Raw genomic sequence first — 16,090 nt, 5'->3', positions numbered from 1 at the left:
GAACGATCCCTAAATGTACCGACGTCGATAAACTGTCAATAAGTAAAAGAGACATAAATCTGGAATTTTCACTGTGACCCAACCGAAAGTTCGGAGGTGGTGGAAATGTGATTTGGTTTAGGAGGAGAAATTTGCCCTGGTTGGCTACCACACCTTCCAGGGCGTTTGACTTAACCCGATTAAGGATTACTTACCAACTACACTAACCGAAGTACCAAAACAGTACAAGCATTTTTTTGTTAAAAACGTCGGTAAGCCTAGTTCGTTTGCGGCCGTTAATTGAGTCACTGAGTAAGATTGGCACCTCACATTAGTTAGTCATACTAGAATGGATTGTCGATGTGACCGCACTATCCGGCACCAATCTTTCCTATCGGGAAGGATTTCAGCTTCTATCGCTTGCGCGGGGTTGTAATAGAATACGACATAGAGAATTGAAAATAATTACAATACAGCTTATTGAATTCAATATGCTGTATAAGAATATAGATAGCATTTTTTTTGAAATCCTTCCGGACAACGAAACCAAATGTCAAGATCCCTTGAATCATTAAACGGTTCTTCTGGATTAGAATATCTTCCTCCAAAAAATGCAATATCGACCTCACCAACTTTTTCCATTGCTATGAATCGAATTTTCTTTGATTTAGTAAGCCACTCTCGAGGTGAAATTAAAGATTTTATAATATTATTGTCAGGCAACAAAAGGCTAACTCTTTTTTGCATTATAGACGAATTGAAAAATAAATCACAAATAGAGAAATTATTTCTATCTTCTAGATATCCATTAGTTCGTTTAAAAATAGAGCTAGTATCACGTATATCGCTTATACCAAAATAAACGATATCATCTAAATTATCTTGAATTGCTTTACAGTCATTATTTTCAATACTCAGAAGAAACTCTTTGTAAGACTTACCATCGCCAAGTTCTTTATCTACATTAACTTGTTGTTTTCCATTTGGTAAGGTAGTATTACTAACTGGTTTCTCATTTTCCGAACAAGAAACTATTGCCAAAAGAATAACTAAGAACTTGCAAAATGTCTTCATTTCTTATCTCCAACCCAAAGGTAGTAAAAATCCTTTCTTTTCATTTGCTTATTTCCATCATTTTTTTCCATCTGCCTCAAAAGAATGTAAATGCAAATATGGTCCTGAAGTATCTCCAATTTTTTTAGGAAGGGCTCCTAAAAATGTTCCAGCTGGAAGTATTTTTTTATTAGGATCGATTACGTGATCTCGCAATGGATTACTTTTTATTCTCTGGCAAACAAACAATCCGATTGCAATCTGCAATACAACCTTGGCGTGCCGACTCCAGAGATTTCCCCCGGTTCGTATACACATACACCGAACTTGTACAATTTGACATACAATCTTGTTTCTCTTTGCATTTCATGTTGCCATTCCCACCGTATGATTCGTAAAACGGATGAACCGGTGCTTCCTTGGAAAAATCAATTGGCCCATTTCCTTTCTGTTTGTCTGAAAATACGGCAAGTGGGAATAGAAAAACGAGTAATGGAAGAAGGATGCATTGTTTCATTAGTTGTTCTCCGGTTTTTTTTCATTTGTTTAAAGTTACGGCTTTCTTTTCTTCTTTCATGGAAATGTTCTTTCGCTGAATCTAGAGAATTGTCATTAGCATTGGTCAATGAACAATTGAGTAAATGTCTATGTTTCCAGATTTTTTATTGCATTGTTCGAGTTTATAAGCATTGTAAAGGCATTCCGTGTAGATTTGGTCTAGGCTACTTCCATCAGGATTTACAATTGGATTCGTAATCAAACCACCAATACAAAAATCTCGGAATCGTGTTTTTGAATCGTCTTTGCATTTTTCTTCGCTATTATTTCTGCAGTTTAACAGAATTGAGATATGGATTGCAAACAGGAAAATCAGCACTCGCAATTTCATGGTTTTGCAAGTTAAACTTGGGTAAAAAATCTTACAATCCCAAAACATAGGTTACTTTGAATAGAAAGATGAATGGCGGCGTTCCTCGTATTCTACCAAGGTATCAACGTGATCCTTTGGTTTTTTGCTCTCCCGAAGAATTAAAATTTGAATTTATTCCGATTTCATTCTAAGTTGGTTCTCAATGAAAATTATCACTTCGGCAAGTTTGAAAGGTGGCGTTTCCAAAAGCACAATTTCTATTTTTTTGGCATTGGCAATCAGCCAATTGAAGAAAAAGGTTTTAGTGATCGACTTGGACCCTCAGTCATATTCCCTTACTGACTTTTTCCTTCGTGATCTTTCCATCGAAGAAATTGATAAAAAAAATGCTTACCAAGCCTTTTCCGATCGTAGACAACTAAAAGAATGTATGTTTCAGTCTCAAGGGATCACGGTGATACCTTGCTCTCCGGATTTACAAGATTTGGGATCCGAAACTCAAAATGATCCGGGTTTACTCCTTCGTTCCAAAAAGGAAATTTCTGCTTTGCCTTTTGACTATGTCATCATCGACACTCCACCATCTCCAGTATATGAATTCAAAATTGGACTCTATGCCGCCGACATTGTTCTCTCTCCACTCACGTATGATCGTTGGAGTTTGTCTGGCCTTCTCAAAGCCAAAAAACAAGTAGAACTCATTGGTCGATCCGGGTTAAAAACTCCGAAACACATTGCCGTTCCTTCCATGGTTTCCGACAAAACTAAAGATGATGTAGTCGACATCCTAAAAGAAGGGAAATTTAAATACACAAAATCGTTTATCACAAGATCGGCCGCTGTGCAGTCATCAATTATGAAAGGCAATCTTCTCAAATCAGGATCCAAATCCGAACAAGAATTTAGTTCCTTAGCAAGTGAGGTGATTTCTTTATGAGTGCAAAAACAAAAAAGTCTGCCATGTTCGAGTCCCTTGGACAAAACATTTTAGTATCCAACAAAGAATCCTTTTCACTCCAAAAGCAAACAAACAAAAACTGGGAACTGAGTCCTGTTCGAAATGCCAATGTTTCGGAACTTCTCGATCATCCCGATAATATCAAGTTTTTTGACTATTGGGATAAATCCAAAAAAGAAGATGAATTGGCTTGGTCACGTTTTGTCGACCGAATCAAAAAAGGGGGAATCCATGATCCTCTCATCGTATTTGGTCCAAGAGCAAACGCCGTTGGATTTTCTTTAAAACCAAACACTCTCATCACAGGCCACCGCCGTAAAAAAGCCCTAAAGGAACTCGGCATCACAGAAGCACCAGTTCGTTATATCGAAGGAAAAATCACACTTCGCGAATTAGAAGTTTTGATGTTGTCCGACAACTTTGACAGACGGCAAATCAAAGACCCGGCCCAAGTCATCTACATCTTAGTGAATCTTTTTCCCGACACATTCCAAAAAGACAATCGTGGCGGAGATTTATCGTCAAAGGACAGCAAAACTCTTGCCGAGATTTCCAAAACACATGGAATCTCTGTTCCTCAACTCAAACGTTACAAGGCCGTTTACAGAGAAGCCTTGCGTCTCGCACAAGGTGCAAAGCAATCGAATCCTGGGCCAACCGAGTTTAAACAAGCTCTAAAAAACTTAGCAAACAAACGAAAGGCCACACCCAAACAAAAACCAAAAGTGGACATCAAATCTCAGTTTGTGAAGAAGTTTCCATTTTTACATTCCAAACTAACGAAAGCTGAACAAACCAAACTATTTCAAGCCATCGAAAAAATGGTCAATGTATAGAGAAGAAAGATTAACAAAATCGAATTTCAAAGTAGTGGTTGTTCTTTCCTGACATGTTGAGGAATTTTAATTAGCTGTAAGTTTCTGATAGCTGATGACCATCCCGAATTATGTCTCTTTCTGTTTGTTCCTCAGTATCTACAAGTCACATAGTTAACACCAAACTACCCACATGGGTGACAATGGATGGAGTAGGGGAGGATTGCCATCTGATTAGGAACAATGAGTTCTTCTTGAAAACAATCAATAAGATACTTTTAACCTACGAATTAGAATCCAAATTCGCAATCTTCCAAAGGATTAAATCTAATAATTTAAAATCGGAATAGGCATTGGTTCTCTCATTGAAAGATTGAGTTTCTTGTTTGAATATTTCTCTTAACAATTGCATCTGGTTTGGGCATTCAAAGATAAACCTTTGATAAAGGGTAGCAATACAGAAGAATGCAAACAGGAAACTTTCTTTTTCAAATCCAAGAAGTATTTTAATTGGATTTTCCAGTGCAGGAAAGGAATCAGGATAGAAAGTATGAACAAACTTTGTAAAAAATGAATTCAGATCTTTTTCTATGTAATCTTCCTTGTGTTTGATTTTTTGTTTCCAAAAATACTTTTGATATTGTGTGATCAAATCCCCAGTTTGTAATAGAGTTAAGATCTCTTCTTTTGAATCTTCTAAAGATTGCAAATGGTACGTATCGAATCCTTGCAGACCGTATTTCGATTTAAATACTGAGAAATAGTTTTTTTGGTTCAGAAACAAGGTTTCGTTCTTAAGAATTTCCATATAATACGTCTGGAAATGATTTGAAAACGTGTTTTCGTGATGGAACTTAGCGGCTTCTTCGATTGCGTTTGGATGAATTCGATTGATTAGAATTTCTAATCCTGATTGTACTCGAAATTTTGTATAATCCTCTAAATTTTTTGTAATGATCGTTTGGCTCATTGGGTTCTCCTTTGGCTACGATTACGTAAGCCTAATTTCATGATCTTTCATTTGTAATTGGGGAATCGATGTCTGAATTTTTGTGCCAATATCCATTTGCACCGGTTCTTTCAAACCTTACATTCTCATCCAATTTCCTTTCGATTTCGGAAAAGTTTATTCCGCGATGAATTGATTTTGTAAGAAGCAGAGATCCCAAGCAGAGTAGGGGGCTTCTTCGGTTACATGTTGGTAGTTTTTCATAATCGATTCGAAGAGTTCTTTACCTGCACCGCGAAATCGCATAATTTCCAAAAAGCTATTGATTTAATAATCTTGACTTTTCGTATAACAATTTATTAGTTTTTGTATTTTAGAGGACTTCGAGCAATGACTAAAACCAAGATTATATTTTTAATTCTTATATGCTTTTTTCTGAATACGAACCCACGGGCGGAAGAAACTTTTCAAGGAGTGGAAAAAAAATCCTTGAAGAAGAAAATCTTTGGGCTGAAGGCACTTTCAAAGAAGATAAGTTAAACGGAAAAGGGAAAAAATATTATTTTGACAACGGTAAACTTGAAGCTGAAGGCATTTTCAAGAATGGAGAGCTTAATGGAAAAGGGAGAAAATATGATTTTAAAAGCAGCAAACTTGAAGCCGAGGGCACATTTGAAGAGGGAGAGTTAACAAATGACAGGTGGAATGGCTACGACGATAAAGGCTATCTAGTATCCCACGGCATCGTTAAGTATGAGCGTGGTATCAGGTTTGAGAGAAATTATTATAAAGGAATACTAAAATCTGAAGGAACTTACGATGGTAAAGTGTTCAAAGGGAAAAAATATTATGACAACGGTAACCTTGAAGTCGAAGGAACTTTAGAAAATGATGTACTAAATGGTAAAGGTAAAGAATATTACTACAATGGAATGCTAAAATCTGAAGGCACTTACGAAAATGGAGAGCTAAATGGAAAGGGGAAAGTTTACCACGAAAACGGTAAATTGAGATCAGAAGGAACTTTCGAGAGGGATGAATTAATAAAAGGAATTATATATACGAATGATGGAAGAAAATCACAGGTTGTCGATGAAAAAGGAAAATTAGATTACTAGTAGATGAATTAGACAATTTATTTACTAAAGTATAGGCTTAGTAAATAAATCGATAGAATGCATAAAAGAAGCAGATTTATGCACTAAATCATTCGACATTTGGGATATGGAATTTTCGATGAAGAACGACAAAAAGTAAAGGAATGTTTTTAGTGTTGAACATATACAAAGGCAATTTATTCCCTTTATTCCTATTATCATTATCCATCCTCCAATGTTCCTCTCCTGCGTATAAAGAGAATGAAGTTGAAGTTTTAAACAGTTCCGACTATGGCTATCTTCGTTTCAATCATAACCTAAATGAGGGCGTCGTTGTGATCGAGACAAAAATTTTCAAAGATCTAACGAAATGCCATGGGGATTACAATTGTTCGGGAGAAGATCATTTCAAGCATTATTCGAACCTTCAACCTACCAATCCTTCCTTTGCGGTCACCTTAATCATTGGTGAGTATTTTGCCATTTCGAAACTTAGATACAGTGAAATGTCATTCTTTAACTGTAGGAAAAGTGAAGTAACAATTTATCACGGCTTTCGATTCAAAGAAGTCTATGATCCAAACCATCCGTCCGATCTATACTCGAAGGATACTTGTGAGTACATTGATCGAAACAAAGTCGTTTGTCCTCCTGTTCAAATTTCCAAAAAAGGAATCCATGAAATAACAATCACAAAAGTAGAAGAGAGAGGGAGGTCGTTATCCATGGTTCATTTGTTAGATGCTAATATTGTATTTTCTACATTCAATTTTTTGTTTTGTGGGCCAGTGTCGAGCGAGATTGATTTTTTGGAGCTGCAGGCTCGAAAAATGGGCCAGAAGGAATTTTAGCAGGTATCGCCAACGGACTGATTGGTGGGATCACCAAATTAGCTGGTCCTTTCCAATCAGGAATGCTCGAAGGCATCACGCCTGGTATAGGTGTCACCTATCACCCGGAAAACGGTTGGGGTGGGTCTATCGGGCTTGGAAATACCACAAGCAATGTCAGTATAGCATTTTCCAAAGAAGGAAATACAACATTACAAGGATCGTATTCAATAGGACATGGAGTCCAATTAGCAGGAGACTATACAACCAATGGAGCAGCCAATATCGGATTTAACTATAACCCAACAGGGGAAGGTCCACGGCGAGATTGGAACTTTTCCTTGATGTATGATATGGCAGGAACGGGTCTGTCAGCAAGTGTGGGTTACACGAATCCAAACTCCACGATAGGGCTAACCTCCACCGTCAATCGGGATGGACTTTCTACCTCAGCAGAGTTAACAGGTGTGAGTATCGCAACGAATGGACCAGATGGATTCCAAATGGACGAAATCAACTTCGCCGAACAAAACATCAATGCGGCTCAGGACCAAACACAAAATGATCAAAATAAGGCAAAGTTACTCGCGAGTGGTGATTTTACACCAGCAGATATCGCGAACATGAGCGATGATGATATCCAGAATGCGTTGGATGGACTACCTCAGGATGAAGGAGTGATCAGTAATCTCTTAAGTGAAATAGGAGATTACATATCACCAAATTTATCAGGAATATTAGCAGTTGGAGGAGGAATCGCAACAGGTATAGGATTATTAACCCAATTTGGAAGCTTAGGTGGAGGGAATCGAATACCTACGAATTTAGGATCGTTAGTAGAGAGTTTAAGAAATTTTCGAAGGCGAGAAGATGAATCGACCTCAACATCCGATGGTGGAAATAGGGTCTCAAAACTGCTCGATGGAGTGAATCTCAATTGGGATCTACCTAATTTAGGACTTAGTCCTGACCTACTGAATGAACTAGGTAAGATATTAAACCAAGAAGGGTATACTTCACCTACAGCACAATCGAATGCCGGGAGTGGGATCGTAAATTTTCTTAAACGGATAATGTTTATACCTGCTGTTGGATATCCTGTTTCTTCTGGAAATACTAAAGATAGAGTAGTTGATACACAGGAAAAACCAAAGCCAGGAGAAAAATTACCTCCACCTAAAGAACCCAAGTCGGAAGATTATCAAGAGATGAAAACAAAAGTATTAGATAGATTTTTTGGTAAGGATGGCAGTACAATACCAGCTAAGGTATATTTAGAAGAACTGTTAAAAGATAGCAATCTTTCTCCTGCTGATAAAAATTATCTTAGAGGTTATACTCAATCGTTATATAAAGATATAAAATCATATGCGACATTGAAAAAAGATTATGAGAATGGAAAAATTCCAGATAATTATAAGCCTAAATCTACTTTTGCACCGTTGGTGCCAAATGTGCAAAACGTTACTATGATAGAAGCAGCGGGAGAAATTCCACCTGGAGGCCGAGATGTAATGATTGGAACTGTGACAGGTTTTAGAGAATATAATATTGATCTGGATCGCAAAGATTTGGAGGATAGAGTGGATTCCATGAACGAACATAATAAACTACATCCAAACTACCATAGTTCAGATATTCAAATTGATAAGGCGAAAGGAGTAGGAGTTGATTCTAACGTACGCTATAATATACTAAAAGAAGGAAAGGACGCAAATGGAAATACTTTATGGACTGTATATTCTTTTCACGATGCAGACAATATACATCAATTTACAAATCGAGAAACTGCTGAGCTCTTTGTTAATAGTGCTTTAAAATGGAGAGAATACCAAATAAAAAATGGTATTCAACCAGTTGTTCCTTTGAGGATTAATGATTTGAGCATGCCAGGAGTGGGTAATTCACCATATGTGAGTCCGCTAGATACCTCACTTGATCCAAAAGGACACCACCATTACGCTTCTGCAATAGATATTGCATTTCCTGGCTCTGACGGTGATCGTGCTATAAATGTAAGCGAATCCTCAAATTACGATAGGGAGAAAGTTAAAGATTTAATCAAAATAATGGCAGAAAGTGTACCTCCTGGATATGAGCTTGTTGTTCATATCGAAGATAAAGCGGTAAAGGAATATTTTTCAGGTACGGAAATATACGTAGATATGGAAAAGCCACACGCTGATCATTTACATTTCCAATTAAGAAAGAAAAATTGAATTTCATGATTAAGTTTCTACTTTTACTTTTTGGATTGTTTTCAATCCATTTGTCTTGCTTAGAAAGAATAGAAAAAACCATTCCGAAAAATTTAGAATATATTGTCGAACGAATACCTAGATATAAGGACTTTGTCATCGATTCTGACAATCAAATCGACTATTTTTTCGAGAGGTTCCATGTAAAAAAAGAAAGTGAAATAATAGAGAAAGATAAAAAGACGGAAATTCGAAAAATAGCAAAAGGAAAGTATAAAAATTTAGATTTCACTGTTAGGTTATATAATTCTGAAGGAAAAATTCGTAGCACTCAGGTAACTTTTTATTTTCCACCTTCCAAAAAAATAAAATCTTTTGAAATCAATCATAAAAATAATTCATATACCGAGTCAAATGATTGTTATGAATTTTCATCTGTATATTCACCAGTGCAAACGAATGTACCTGCAAAATTAGGAAATTTCCAATGCGGTCGAGAGCTTAGTTTCAATGCAGATTTGCAAACTGTAAATGAAGTTTGTTGGGATGTAAAAAACCAATACCAAGTTGATGATTGTAGGGATCGTGCAAGTTTTGATTTTAAAACTCAACAAAAATCATTTCCGAGTGATCGCAATACATGTCCCCGTAAATGTTATGAGTTCATTCCGTATCTAAACTCAGGAATCTATATAGTTAGAAAATCTGAAGTTAATCTTAGAAAAGAACCAAATCGAAATAGTGAATTGATAGGAAAATTGAAATTAGACGAAGAGATTGAAGTGATAGAAAATACGGGTCCGATTGAAGAAATAGATGAAAACATAGCGCCTTGGGTAAAAATTAAAACCAAATCAGGCATTGAAGGATATGTATTTGGAATTTTCCTGAAAAAACCAAAGGAGTTTTGGAATTAAATTATATATTAATCGCGAACTCTGCATTTTTAGATTGCAAGGAAAATTTCCCTGCAGGTTATCATATTGACAATCCATAAAGATTGTCACAACTCATTTGAGTCATTATGGTATTGGAGAAGATAGCCACCATATTCACTTTAGAATAGTTAAAAAATGAAAAAAATCTATTATATATTACTAATTCTTCTAAATTTGCATATTAGTACTGTTTTTGCTAAGGATATGAAATTTCTTAAAAGATTATCACCTCATTACAGTGAATTAACAGATCAAAAAATTAATGTGTCAGAATTGTTTTTCAAGAAAATGAAAATTGATGGAAAACCTGAAGATTATTTCGATAAAGAAATCGAATTTCGCAAATTTAAGGTAACTATTCCTAGAAAAGCCAAAGGAGAAATAATCTCTTTTTCATATAAAAAGAAAATAAAAAAATACAATTCAAATAAATTTGGCTACAACGAAACAAACAACTGCGAAGAAGATGCTATGTTCTATCAAACGGAAAAAATTAAACGGGGATTGTACGATTGCGGCCGTACCTTATCGATAGGAATGTATGATGCAAGTGAAGTCTGTTGGGATTTCAATGTTAAAAAGCAAGTTACAGAAAATTGTCGAGAAAAGACATATGTTTTTCAAGATGGATATTTATTGAAGCCCAAAAATGACGTCTCTGAATGTAGTTATCGTTGCTATGATATGATTCCGTTTCTAGATATTGGTGAATATGAAGTATTTAGAGAAAGAGTCTTTCTCCGAGAGGAACCAAGCACATCATCAAAAATTATTAGTACTCTCAAAAAAGGGCAAGTTCTAAAATTGTTAGAAGACACTGGAATTATAGAAGAAATAGAGGAAAACATAGCACCTTGGGTAAAAGTATCAACCCAATCTGGAATCGAAGGCTATGTATTTGGTGCTCTTATCAAAGTTCCAGGTGAATTAAGATATTAATTTTAGTAGTCAAACTTTTTTCAAATCATTTCTTTTCCTATCAAAGTTCCCCATTTCCTACGGAGGCGAGGCCAAGATTGGTTGGAAGTAAACCATGGTGGAGAGAATAAGTATAAAAAAAATTAATATATAAATTTTATTCACTATGGATGTAAAAGCAAGATGATGAAAACATACAAAAAAATAATATTAGTTCTTTTCGGATTTATTCCGCATTATTTTTCTTATTAGGTTGTCAGAAATATCAATGGTTAACTTTAGAGGTATACCGGCCAACTATTTATGAAGTTGGTCATACCATTGCAGAAGTGGCAAACGTATCCTTTACCGAAGAAGAATTACGGATTGATCCGAAGTATTGTTTAGAAATCGATTTTCTAAATAAAAAGCTTAGAGCAGCATTTTACAATGAACAAAATGTATTGAAAAAACCCATTATCGACATACCGTTACTTGAAGATGATAGATATTTGTATTTGCAGGCCAAGAATGGTGGTAGGATTTTTATCTTCGTAGGAAAGTCCCCAAGAAAAACAGATGAAAAGAAATATATCTACATCTCCTCTAACAGAGAAACCATTGAGGAAAAGGCAACTAATGACGATTACTATGCTTTTGACAGTACGGGGGGGGGGATGATAAATTTTTTAAACGGTGAGCACGTTATTCCGTGCTAATCTTTCCACATGATAATGAGAACAGCAAACGATACAATACTATGGAATACTGCATGAACGAACTTCCTGAACTCTATGATGATTCTATTAAACAATATCAATTACGACTAAAAGAAGAGTCTGAAGCCGGCAAACGGTATATGGAAAAAGAAAACGAAATGTACGAGAGATTAAAGAAAGAGGGTAAAACACTAAGTGACCCGTAATGATTGCTTCAATCAAACGAACATTATAGTAAAGTTTGCCGATAATCACCATAACCATATTGACATTAGGTTACTCGATGAATAAGTATTCAAACATTCTATTTTTTTTCTGTTTCTCTGTATTAACATGCAAAGAATCAATAGATATAAAACGAAATGAGTCAAAATACAAATCAGAATCTGATATTCTCTTACTAAAAAGAATGCCAAGTCTTTACGACTTGTCCTTTATCGAAAGTAAAATTGACCAGCCTTGTTATCATTTTTATCAATATTTTGGATTAATTGGAAAACCCGAAATTACAATCAAGAAAGGCAATGAATATTGCTTTTTTGATTTCAACGGTATGAAAGTGAGTATTGAAACTAAATACAAAGGAACAGATTATTGGTTCATCCAATTAGAATTAAATCACATCAAATCAAAAATTAAAAAATTACTTACGATAGCAATTGATCTTCAGAAAATTCGCTATATAACATCAACAAACCATTGTTATGAATATGGATATTACACAGATAAATATTCAGATAATGCACCTGGATGGCAATATGTACCTTGTGGAGCGTCAAAAAAACTAATATTTAAGGCTGGAATATTAGATAAAGGAGAACTGTATTGTTATCAAAATTACAATGATGGGCTAGAACTCGAAAAACAATATAAAGTGAATGATCTTGTATATGAGTGTGGCAAATTTTTCAGTTTTGAAGGAAACCAAATTATAGAACAAGAAAATCCAAATGTGACAGAAAAAAAATATACTTGTGGGAACGAATGTTTTGATTTTATCCCATATTTAAGGAAGGGAGAGTATCTTATTCGAAAACCCAATACTATCTTGCGGAGCAAGCCAACTCGAAAGAGTGAAATTCTGGCTAAGTATAATACCGATGATACGTTGGAGGTACTCGAAGATGTTGGGAACATTGAAAAGATTTCCTTCCAAGTAGCACCTTGGGTTCGAGTCCGAATGTTTGATGGGAAGGAAGGCTTTATTTATGGTGCACTCTTAAAACAAGAAGGTGAATTTTGGCCGCCGTATTGATCATGACTTATTTTTAAAACTGGAATTACCATGAGCCATTGACACTGAGTTTATCGAAGTGTCGATATTCTCGGAAATCTTTTCTTTAAGAAAGATTGTAAGAAAAGTTTCCCTGCAGGTTATCATATTGACAATCCATAAAGATTGTCACAACTCATTTGAATATACTCGTCTTTAAACCTACAAAATTCCCAAAATGAGCAATTTGTCCCGCATAACTGGAATTGTTTCTGAATATGGGAACTTGGTTGTGGAAAAACTCTTATGAAATGACTATGTGGTTGAAAAAGGTAAAGATGGTCGATATGTTATCAATCCAGAGTATTTTTTGCGAGTTATGGCAGATGAGGCAAACCATGCGAACGTTATTTAAATTTCTTATCTTATCATGTTTAATTCTATCCGTATCGATTTGTAAAAAACTAGAATCTGAGGCATTACCAGTTTCCGAAGAAAAACCTGCTTGGTTATCAGGTCCGCTGGAAGAAGAGCTAGAGCCAGGAGTATTCTATGTTAGAGACGTAGGAGCTGGGGAAGCCCATTTTCAGGAATATAATTTAGACCCGCGTGAAATGGCAATAAAACAAATGTTACCGGTTGCAAAAGAGATCAGGGATAACATTTTAAAAAGAAACTTCCGCGGCCTTGCTGAAAAAACTGACTCAACAATCTTAAACTTAATTGGCCAAGCAAACGGTAACTTGAATCCAAGTCAACATGAAGAGAAAATAGTAAATCTTTGGGTCGATAAGTACAACAAAAACGGTAACAAAGATCCATTCTGCAATTTTGATGTTCTTATGAACGCAGATATTAAAAAAATGGAAATCAAAGCTTATTTGGTTAAGGATCCATATATTGGGAAACATTCTATTCAATACTCAGTAGAATATATTATTAAATTTATAGATGCCATTAATAATGAACTAACACTGCAGGTGTACCTTGATTTTAGCAGCATATATAAAAGGTCAGGTACAGAATTTTATTTGATAAGGAGTTTCTGGGATCATTGCCCTGACCCAAATTTATACAATCTGCCAAAACCAAGGAATGATGATTTTTAGTAACAGGGAAGGCGGAACTTCACTCCAAATGCCATTGATTCAGTTTTAAATATCATAGGAGAATACATCGATACCAATATGAATGCTGGTATCGATTTGGCGGTAAGTTTAGGTATGACAATTGCCAGTGGAGCTGCATTGTTATACGGTAGCGGAGGAACTTCAGGAACACCAACAGCTAATTCTGGTGAGACGGTTGTTATGGAGAGAACCAGGAGGGAAGAGGAAGATGGGGATGATCCAAATCCAGAAGAAGGAAATGATCAACAAAATGAAAGTCTGCCAATGAGCGAGATGACAATGATCGATGGTGGTTCTATCACACTAGATAGGGAACCTGCATATGGTCAGAGTATAGTTCCTGTTACGATTGCGACTGGAACTCACCGTGCAGAAAGAGGTATATTCCCTATCCGACTCGGATAAAAAGGCGATCGCCGAACTTAAAACAAAACTATCCGGAATCAAGGTATCTGACAATGAACCAGAGATGGTAAAAACAAGAGAAGCGATAGCCTATAAAAATAACGATTTTATTGAAAACTTGGGTAAAGTGGGGACAGAAATCCAAGACCTCAAGGAAAAAATTGACAGAACCAAAAAGGAAATAGATGATCTCAAAAAGGGGAATGGACTCTTTACATCGACAGTGGATCCAACTGTTTTACAAATGAATCTAACCTCAGATCTTCAGAAGCTAGAAACGTTGAACAAAGAATACAACTCGATCCAAGGAAAATACCAGGACTACAACACCAAGGACACCAAAAAAGAAATGGATCATGCAAGAGAACTTGCCTTAACGCGATTGCAAGATTCAGTAATCGAGAACCCATTCCGCCAGGAGCTCCGTTTGAATGAATTGGCACTTATGGGTATGGAAAAGGGGACCGAGAAATATAATGATTTAAAAAGTAAAATAAACAGTTTAAAAGAAAAAATTTCTGAGTTTGATAAGGCAAAGAATCAACTTTTAAATGGAACAGGAGAGATGCAGGCACGAGCTGCAGAATTCATTTTAATCTTAAATCCAACTGCAAATGTCCCAAGACCGACCATGACAATAGAGTCGATGACCATTACAAATGCAATTGCACAACAAGGTTATGACCCAACTAACAAACAGCCAGGCATACTTCCCGGAATCAACCTACCTGGGGCAAAAGTAACGGAAACAGAGGATGGACATTCTGCTAGACCAGGCAAAGAAAATTACTTTGCCGCGGATATTGCGGCTCCTTATGGATCTCCGTATAATCCGGTCGCCCCTGGGAAAGCAACGGTTCATGATAGCCGTAGTGGATATGGGAAATATGTGGAGGTAACACACGATTATGGTGTATCTACGATCTATGCCCACAATTCAGAATTTCTCATTCCATCGGGGACATCTGTAGATGTGGATCCAACAACGCCGATTGCTCGAGTTGGAAACACAGGACATACGCATTCAGACACTTATCCAATTGGGACCCCTACTTATGGTGGATCGCATATCCATTATGAAATCCGTATAAATGGAACCAAAGTTCCTATTAACTCCTTTGATTGGGAGAGATATAAAAACGAAGGCCAATCTTACGTAAACGAAGTTTGGGAAAATAGACCAAAATGAACAACATCCGTCTGCTATTTTTAGTTTTGAGTTTTCTCGGGATTTTTTCCTTTGAGAGTTGTATGGATTGGAAGAATAAATATAATTTATTTTTTGATTCAGATTTCTATGGAGAATGGTATGAGGAGATAACTTACAAATCCTTGTTAAGTAATAAGAATAATCTGAACGAAAAATCTTTTGCGTTTTATATGTACCCGCTATCTTTTAAACTCTGGGAAGACGCAAAAGGTAAACATTTCGAATACCATTTTCCTTCTGATGGTCACGAATCAGAACAAAATTTTTACTTCTTCAATATACGAACGGAACGAGTAGGTCGTTACTTCCGCATATTCTCAAAGGCTCTTGATGAACCTGAAAAAGAAATTTTGGTCTTTGAATTAACACTTATGCCAAATGGACAGATTTGTCTTTCTGAAAGTTGGTTAAATATTAACAGGAGGGGTATGGGAACATGCGATATAGTCTTCTACAGAATGGACCCTGAGCCTTTACCTTGGACATGGAACAATGTGTGGCACCCTAAAGATCAATATTCTCCCTTGTATCGCAACAACTGGGACAATCCCAAATGGCTAAGAGACAAACAAGCTCGTTACGAAGAGCTCTTAAAAGTTTGGAATGGTGTGGAGCCTGCCAAATGGAAAGAAAGGTAGTGAACTTGTTTTAAAATCATATATGGAAATCGAGTTATTTAGCCAAACTTCGATCAATAGGTTATCTTTTAAAAACTAGGATATATTTTCCTGTCGACTGGGATAAGTTTGGGATCTCCATCCACAATTTTCTAAATAAATGAAAAACCTTCACCTTCATCAAAATAGTAAAATATCCTGCTAACAAATA

General features: G+C 36.0%; 17 protein-coding genes. 13 read left to right on the top strand and 4 right to left on the bottom strand.

Going from position 1 to position 16,090, the window contains the following annotated elements; all coding sequences use genetic code 11:
* Positions 1-465: 465 nt before the first annotated feature.
* A complete protein-coding gene (locus EHQ43_RS01435; protein WP_167481740.1) occupies positions 466-1,053 on the bottom strand; it encodes a hypothetical protein in 588 nt (195 codons plus the stop codon).
* 199 nt (positions 1,054-1,252) lie between these two features.
* Positions 1,253-1,549, bottom strand: coding sequence for a hypothetical protein (locus tag EHQ43_RS01430; RefSeq protein WP_135769963.1), 297 nt, complete (start codon positions 1,547-1,549; stop codon positions 1,253-1,255).
* A gap of 556 nt (positions 1,550-2,105) precedes the next feature.
* On the opposite strand from EHQ43_RS01430, the gene EHQ43_RS01425 reads away from it, so the two are divergent.
* Both EHQ43_RS01425 and EHQ43_RS01420 read left to right on the top strand, forming a co-directional pair.
* On the top strand, positions 2,106-2,840 hold the full coding sequence (locus tag EHQ43_RS01425; protein WP_135769962.1) for a ParA family protein: 735 nt from the start codon (positions 2,106-2,108) through the stop codon (positions 2,838-2,840).
* Entirely contained in the window at positions 2,837-3,697 is an 861-nt protein-coding gene (locus EHQ43_RS01420) for a ParB N-terminal domain-containing protein (RefSeq protein ID WP_135769961.1), read from the top strand. Before EHQ43_RS01425 ends, EHQ43_RS01420 begins: the two co-directional genes overlap by 4 nt.
* Before the next feature lie 262 nt (positions 3,698-3,959).
* Here EHQ43_RS01420 and EHQ43_RS01415 read toward each other — a convergent pair whose 3' ends face one another.
* Both EHQ43_RS01415 and EHQ43_RS19795 read right to left on the bottom strand, forming a co-directional pair.
* The gene (locus EHQ43_RS01415; protein ID WP_135769960.1) at positions 3,960-4,646 is read right to left on the bottom strand and encodes a hypothetical protein; all 687 of its coding nucleotides are present in this window, start codon (positions 4,644-4,646) and stop codon (positions 3,960-3,962) included.
* Positions 4,647-4,802: 156 nt separating this feature from the next.
* Positions 4,803-4,931: a hypothetical protein gene (locus tag EHQ43_RS19795; RefSeq protein ID WP_279631052.1), complete on the bottom strand. Its 129-nt coding sequence runs from the start codon at positions 4,929-4,931 to the stop codon at positions 4,803-4,805.
* A 119-nt stretch (positions 4,932-5,050) separates the two neighbouring features.
* On the opposite strand from EHQ43_RS19795, the gene EHQ43_RS01410 reads away from it, so the two are divergent.
* The 11 genes from EHQ43_RS01410 to EHQ43_RS01360 all read left to right on the top strand — a co-directional run bounded on the left by EHQ43_RS01410 (position 5,051) and on the right by EHQ43_RS01360 (position 15,900).
* Positions 5,051-5,743 carry a toxin-antitoxin system YwqK family antitoxin gene (locus EHQ43_RS01410; protein WP_135769959.1) on the top strand — a complete coding sequence of 231 codons (693 nt, stop codon included), beginning with the start codon at positions 5,051-5,053 and terminating at the stop codon, positions 5,741-5,743.
* An 892-nt stretch (positions 5,744-6,635) separates the two neighbouring features.
* Positions 6,636-8,771, top strand: a complete 2,136-nt coding sequence (locus EHQ43_RS01400; RefSeq protein ID WP_135769957.1) for a hypothetical protein — start codon at positions 6,636-6,638, stop codon at positions 8,769-8,771.
* Between the two features lie 5 nt (positions 8,772-8,776).
* Positions 8,777-9,667, top strand: a complete 891-nt coding sequence (locus EHQ43_RS01395) for an SH3 domain-containing protein (RefSeq protein WP_135769956.1) — start codon at positions 8,777-8,779, stop codon at positions 9,665-9,667.
* 156 nt (positions 9,668-9,823) lie between these two features.
* The gene (locus EHQ43_RS01390) at positions 9,824-10,627 is read left to right on the top strand and encodes an SH3 domain-containing protein (RefSeq protein ID WP_135769955.1); all 804 of its coding nucleotides are present in this window, start codon (positions 9,824-9,826) and stop codon (positions 10,625-10,627) included.
* A 308-nt stretch (positions 10,628-10,935) separates the two neighbouring features.
* Entirely contained in the window at positions 10,936-11,304 is a 369-nt protein-coding gene (locus tag EHQ43_RS01385) for a hypothetical protein (protein ID WP_135769954.1), read from the top strand.
* Positions 11,305-11,357: 53 nt separating this feature from the next.
* Entirely contained in the window at positions 11,358-11,510 is a 153-nt protein-coding gene (locus EHQ43_RS19525) for a hypothetical protein (RefSeq protein WP_167481739.1), read from the top strand.
* A 77-nt stretch (positions 11,511-11,587) separates the two neighbouring features.
* The gene (locus tag EHQ43_RS01380) at positions 11,588-12,559 is read left to right on the top strand and encodes an SH3 domain-containing protein (protein WP_135769953.1); all 972 of its coding nucleotides are present in this window, start codon (positions 11,588-11,590) and stop codon (positions 12,557-12,559) included.
* A 236-nt stretch (positions 12,560-12,795) separates the two neighbouring features.
* The gene (locus tag EHQ43_RS01375) at positions 12,796-13,626 is read left to right on the top strand and encodes a hypothetical protein (protein ID WP_135769952.1); all 831 of its coding nucleotides are present in this window, start codon (positions 12,796-12,798) and stop codon (positions 13,624-13,626) included.
* Positions 13,627-13,704: 78 nt separating this feature from the next.
* Entirely contained in the window at positions 13,705-14,052 is a 348-nt protein-coding gene (locus EHQ43_RS01370; protein ID WP_135769951.1) for a hypothetical protein, read from the top strand.
* Positions 14,015-15,241, top strand: coding sequence for a M23 family metallopeptidase (locus EHQ43_RS01365; RefSeq protein WP_135769950.1), 1,227 nt, complete (start codon positions 14,015-14,017; stop codon positions 15,239-15,241). Before EHQ43_RS01370 ends, EHQ43_RS01365 begins: the two co-directional genes overlap by 38 nt.
* 62 nt (positions 15,242-15,303) lie before the next feature.
* On the top strand, positions 15,304-15,900 hold the full coding sequence (locus tag EHQ43_RS01360; RefSeq protein WP_135769949.1) for a hypothetical protein: 597 nt from the start codon (positions 15,304-15,306) through the stop codon (positions 15,898-15,900).
* Positions 15,901-16,090: the final 190 nt, after the last annotated feature.

The organism is Leptospira bouyouniensis (genome assembly GCF_004769525.1).
GTDB lineage: Bacteria > Spirochaetota > Leptospiria > Leptospirales > Leptospiraceae > Leptospira_A > Leptospira_A bouyouniensis.
The sequence above is the reverse complement of the archived record's forward strand: the minus strand, read 5'-3'. Positions and strand labels throughout refer to the sequence as shown.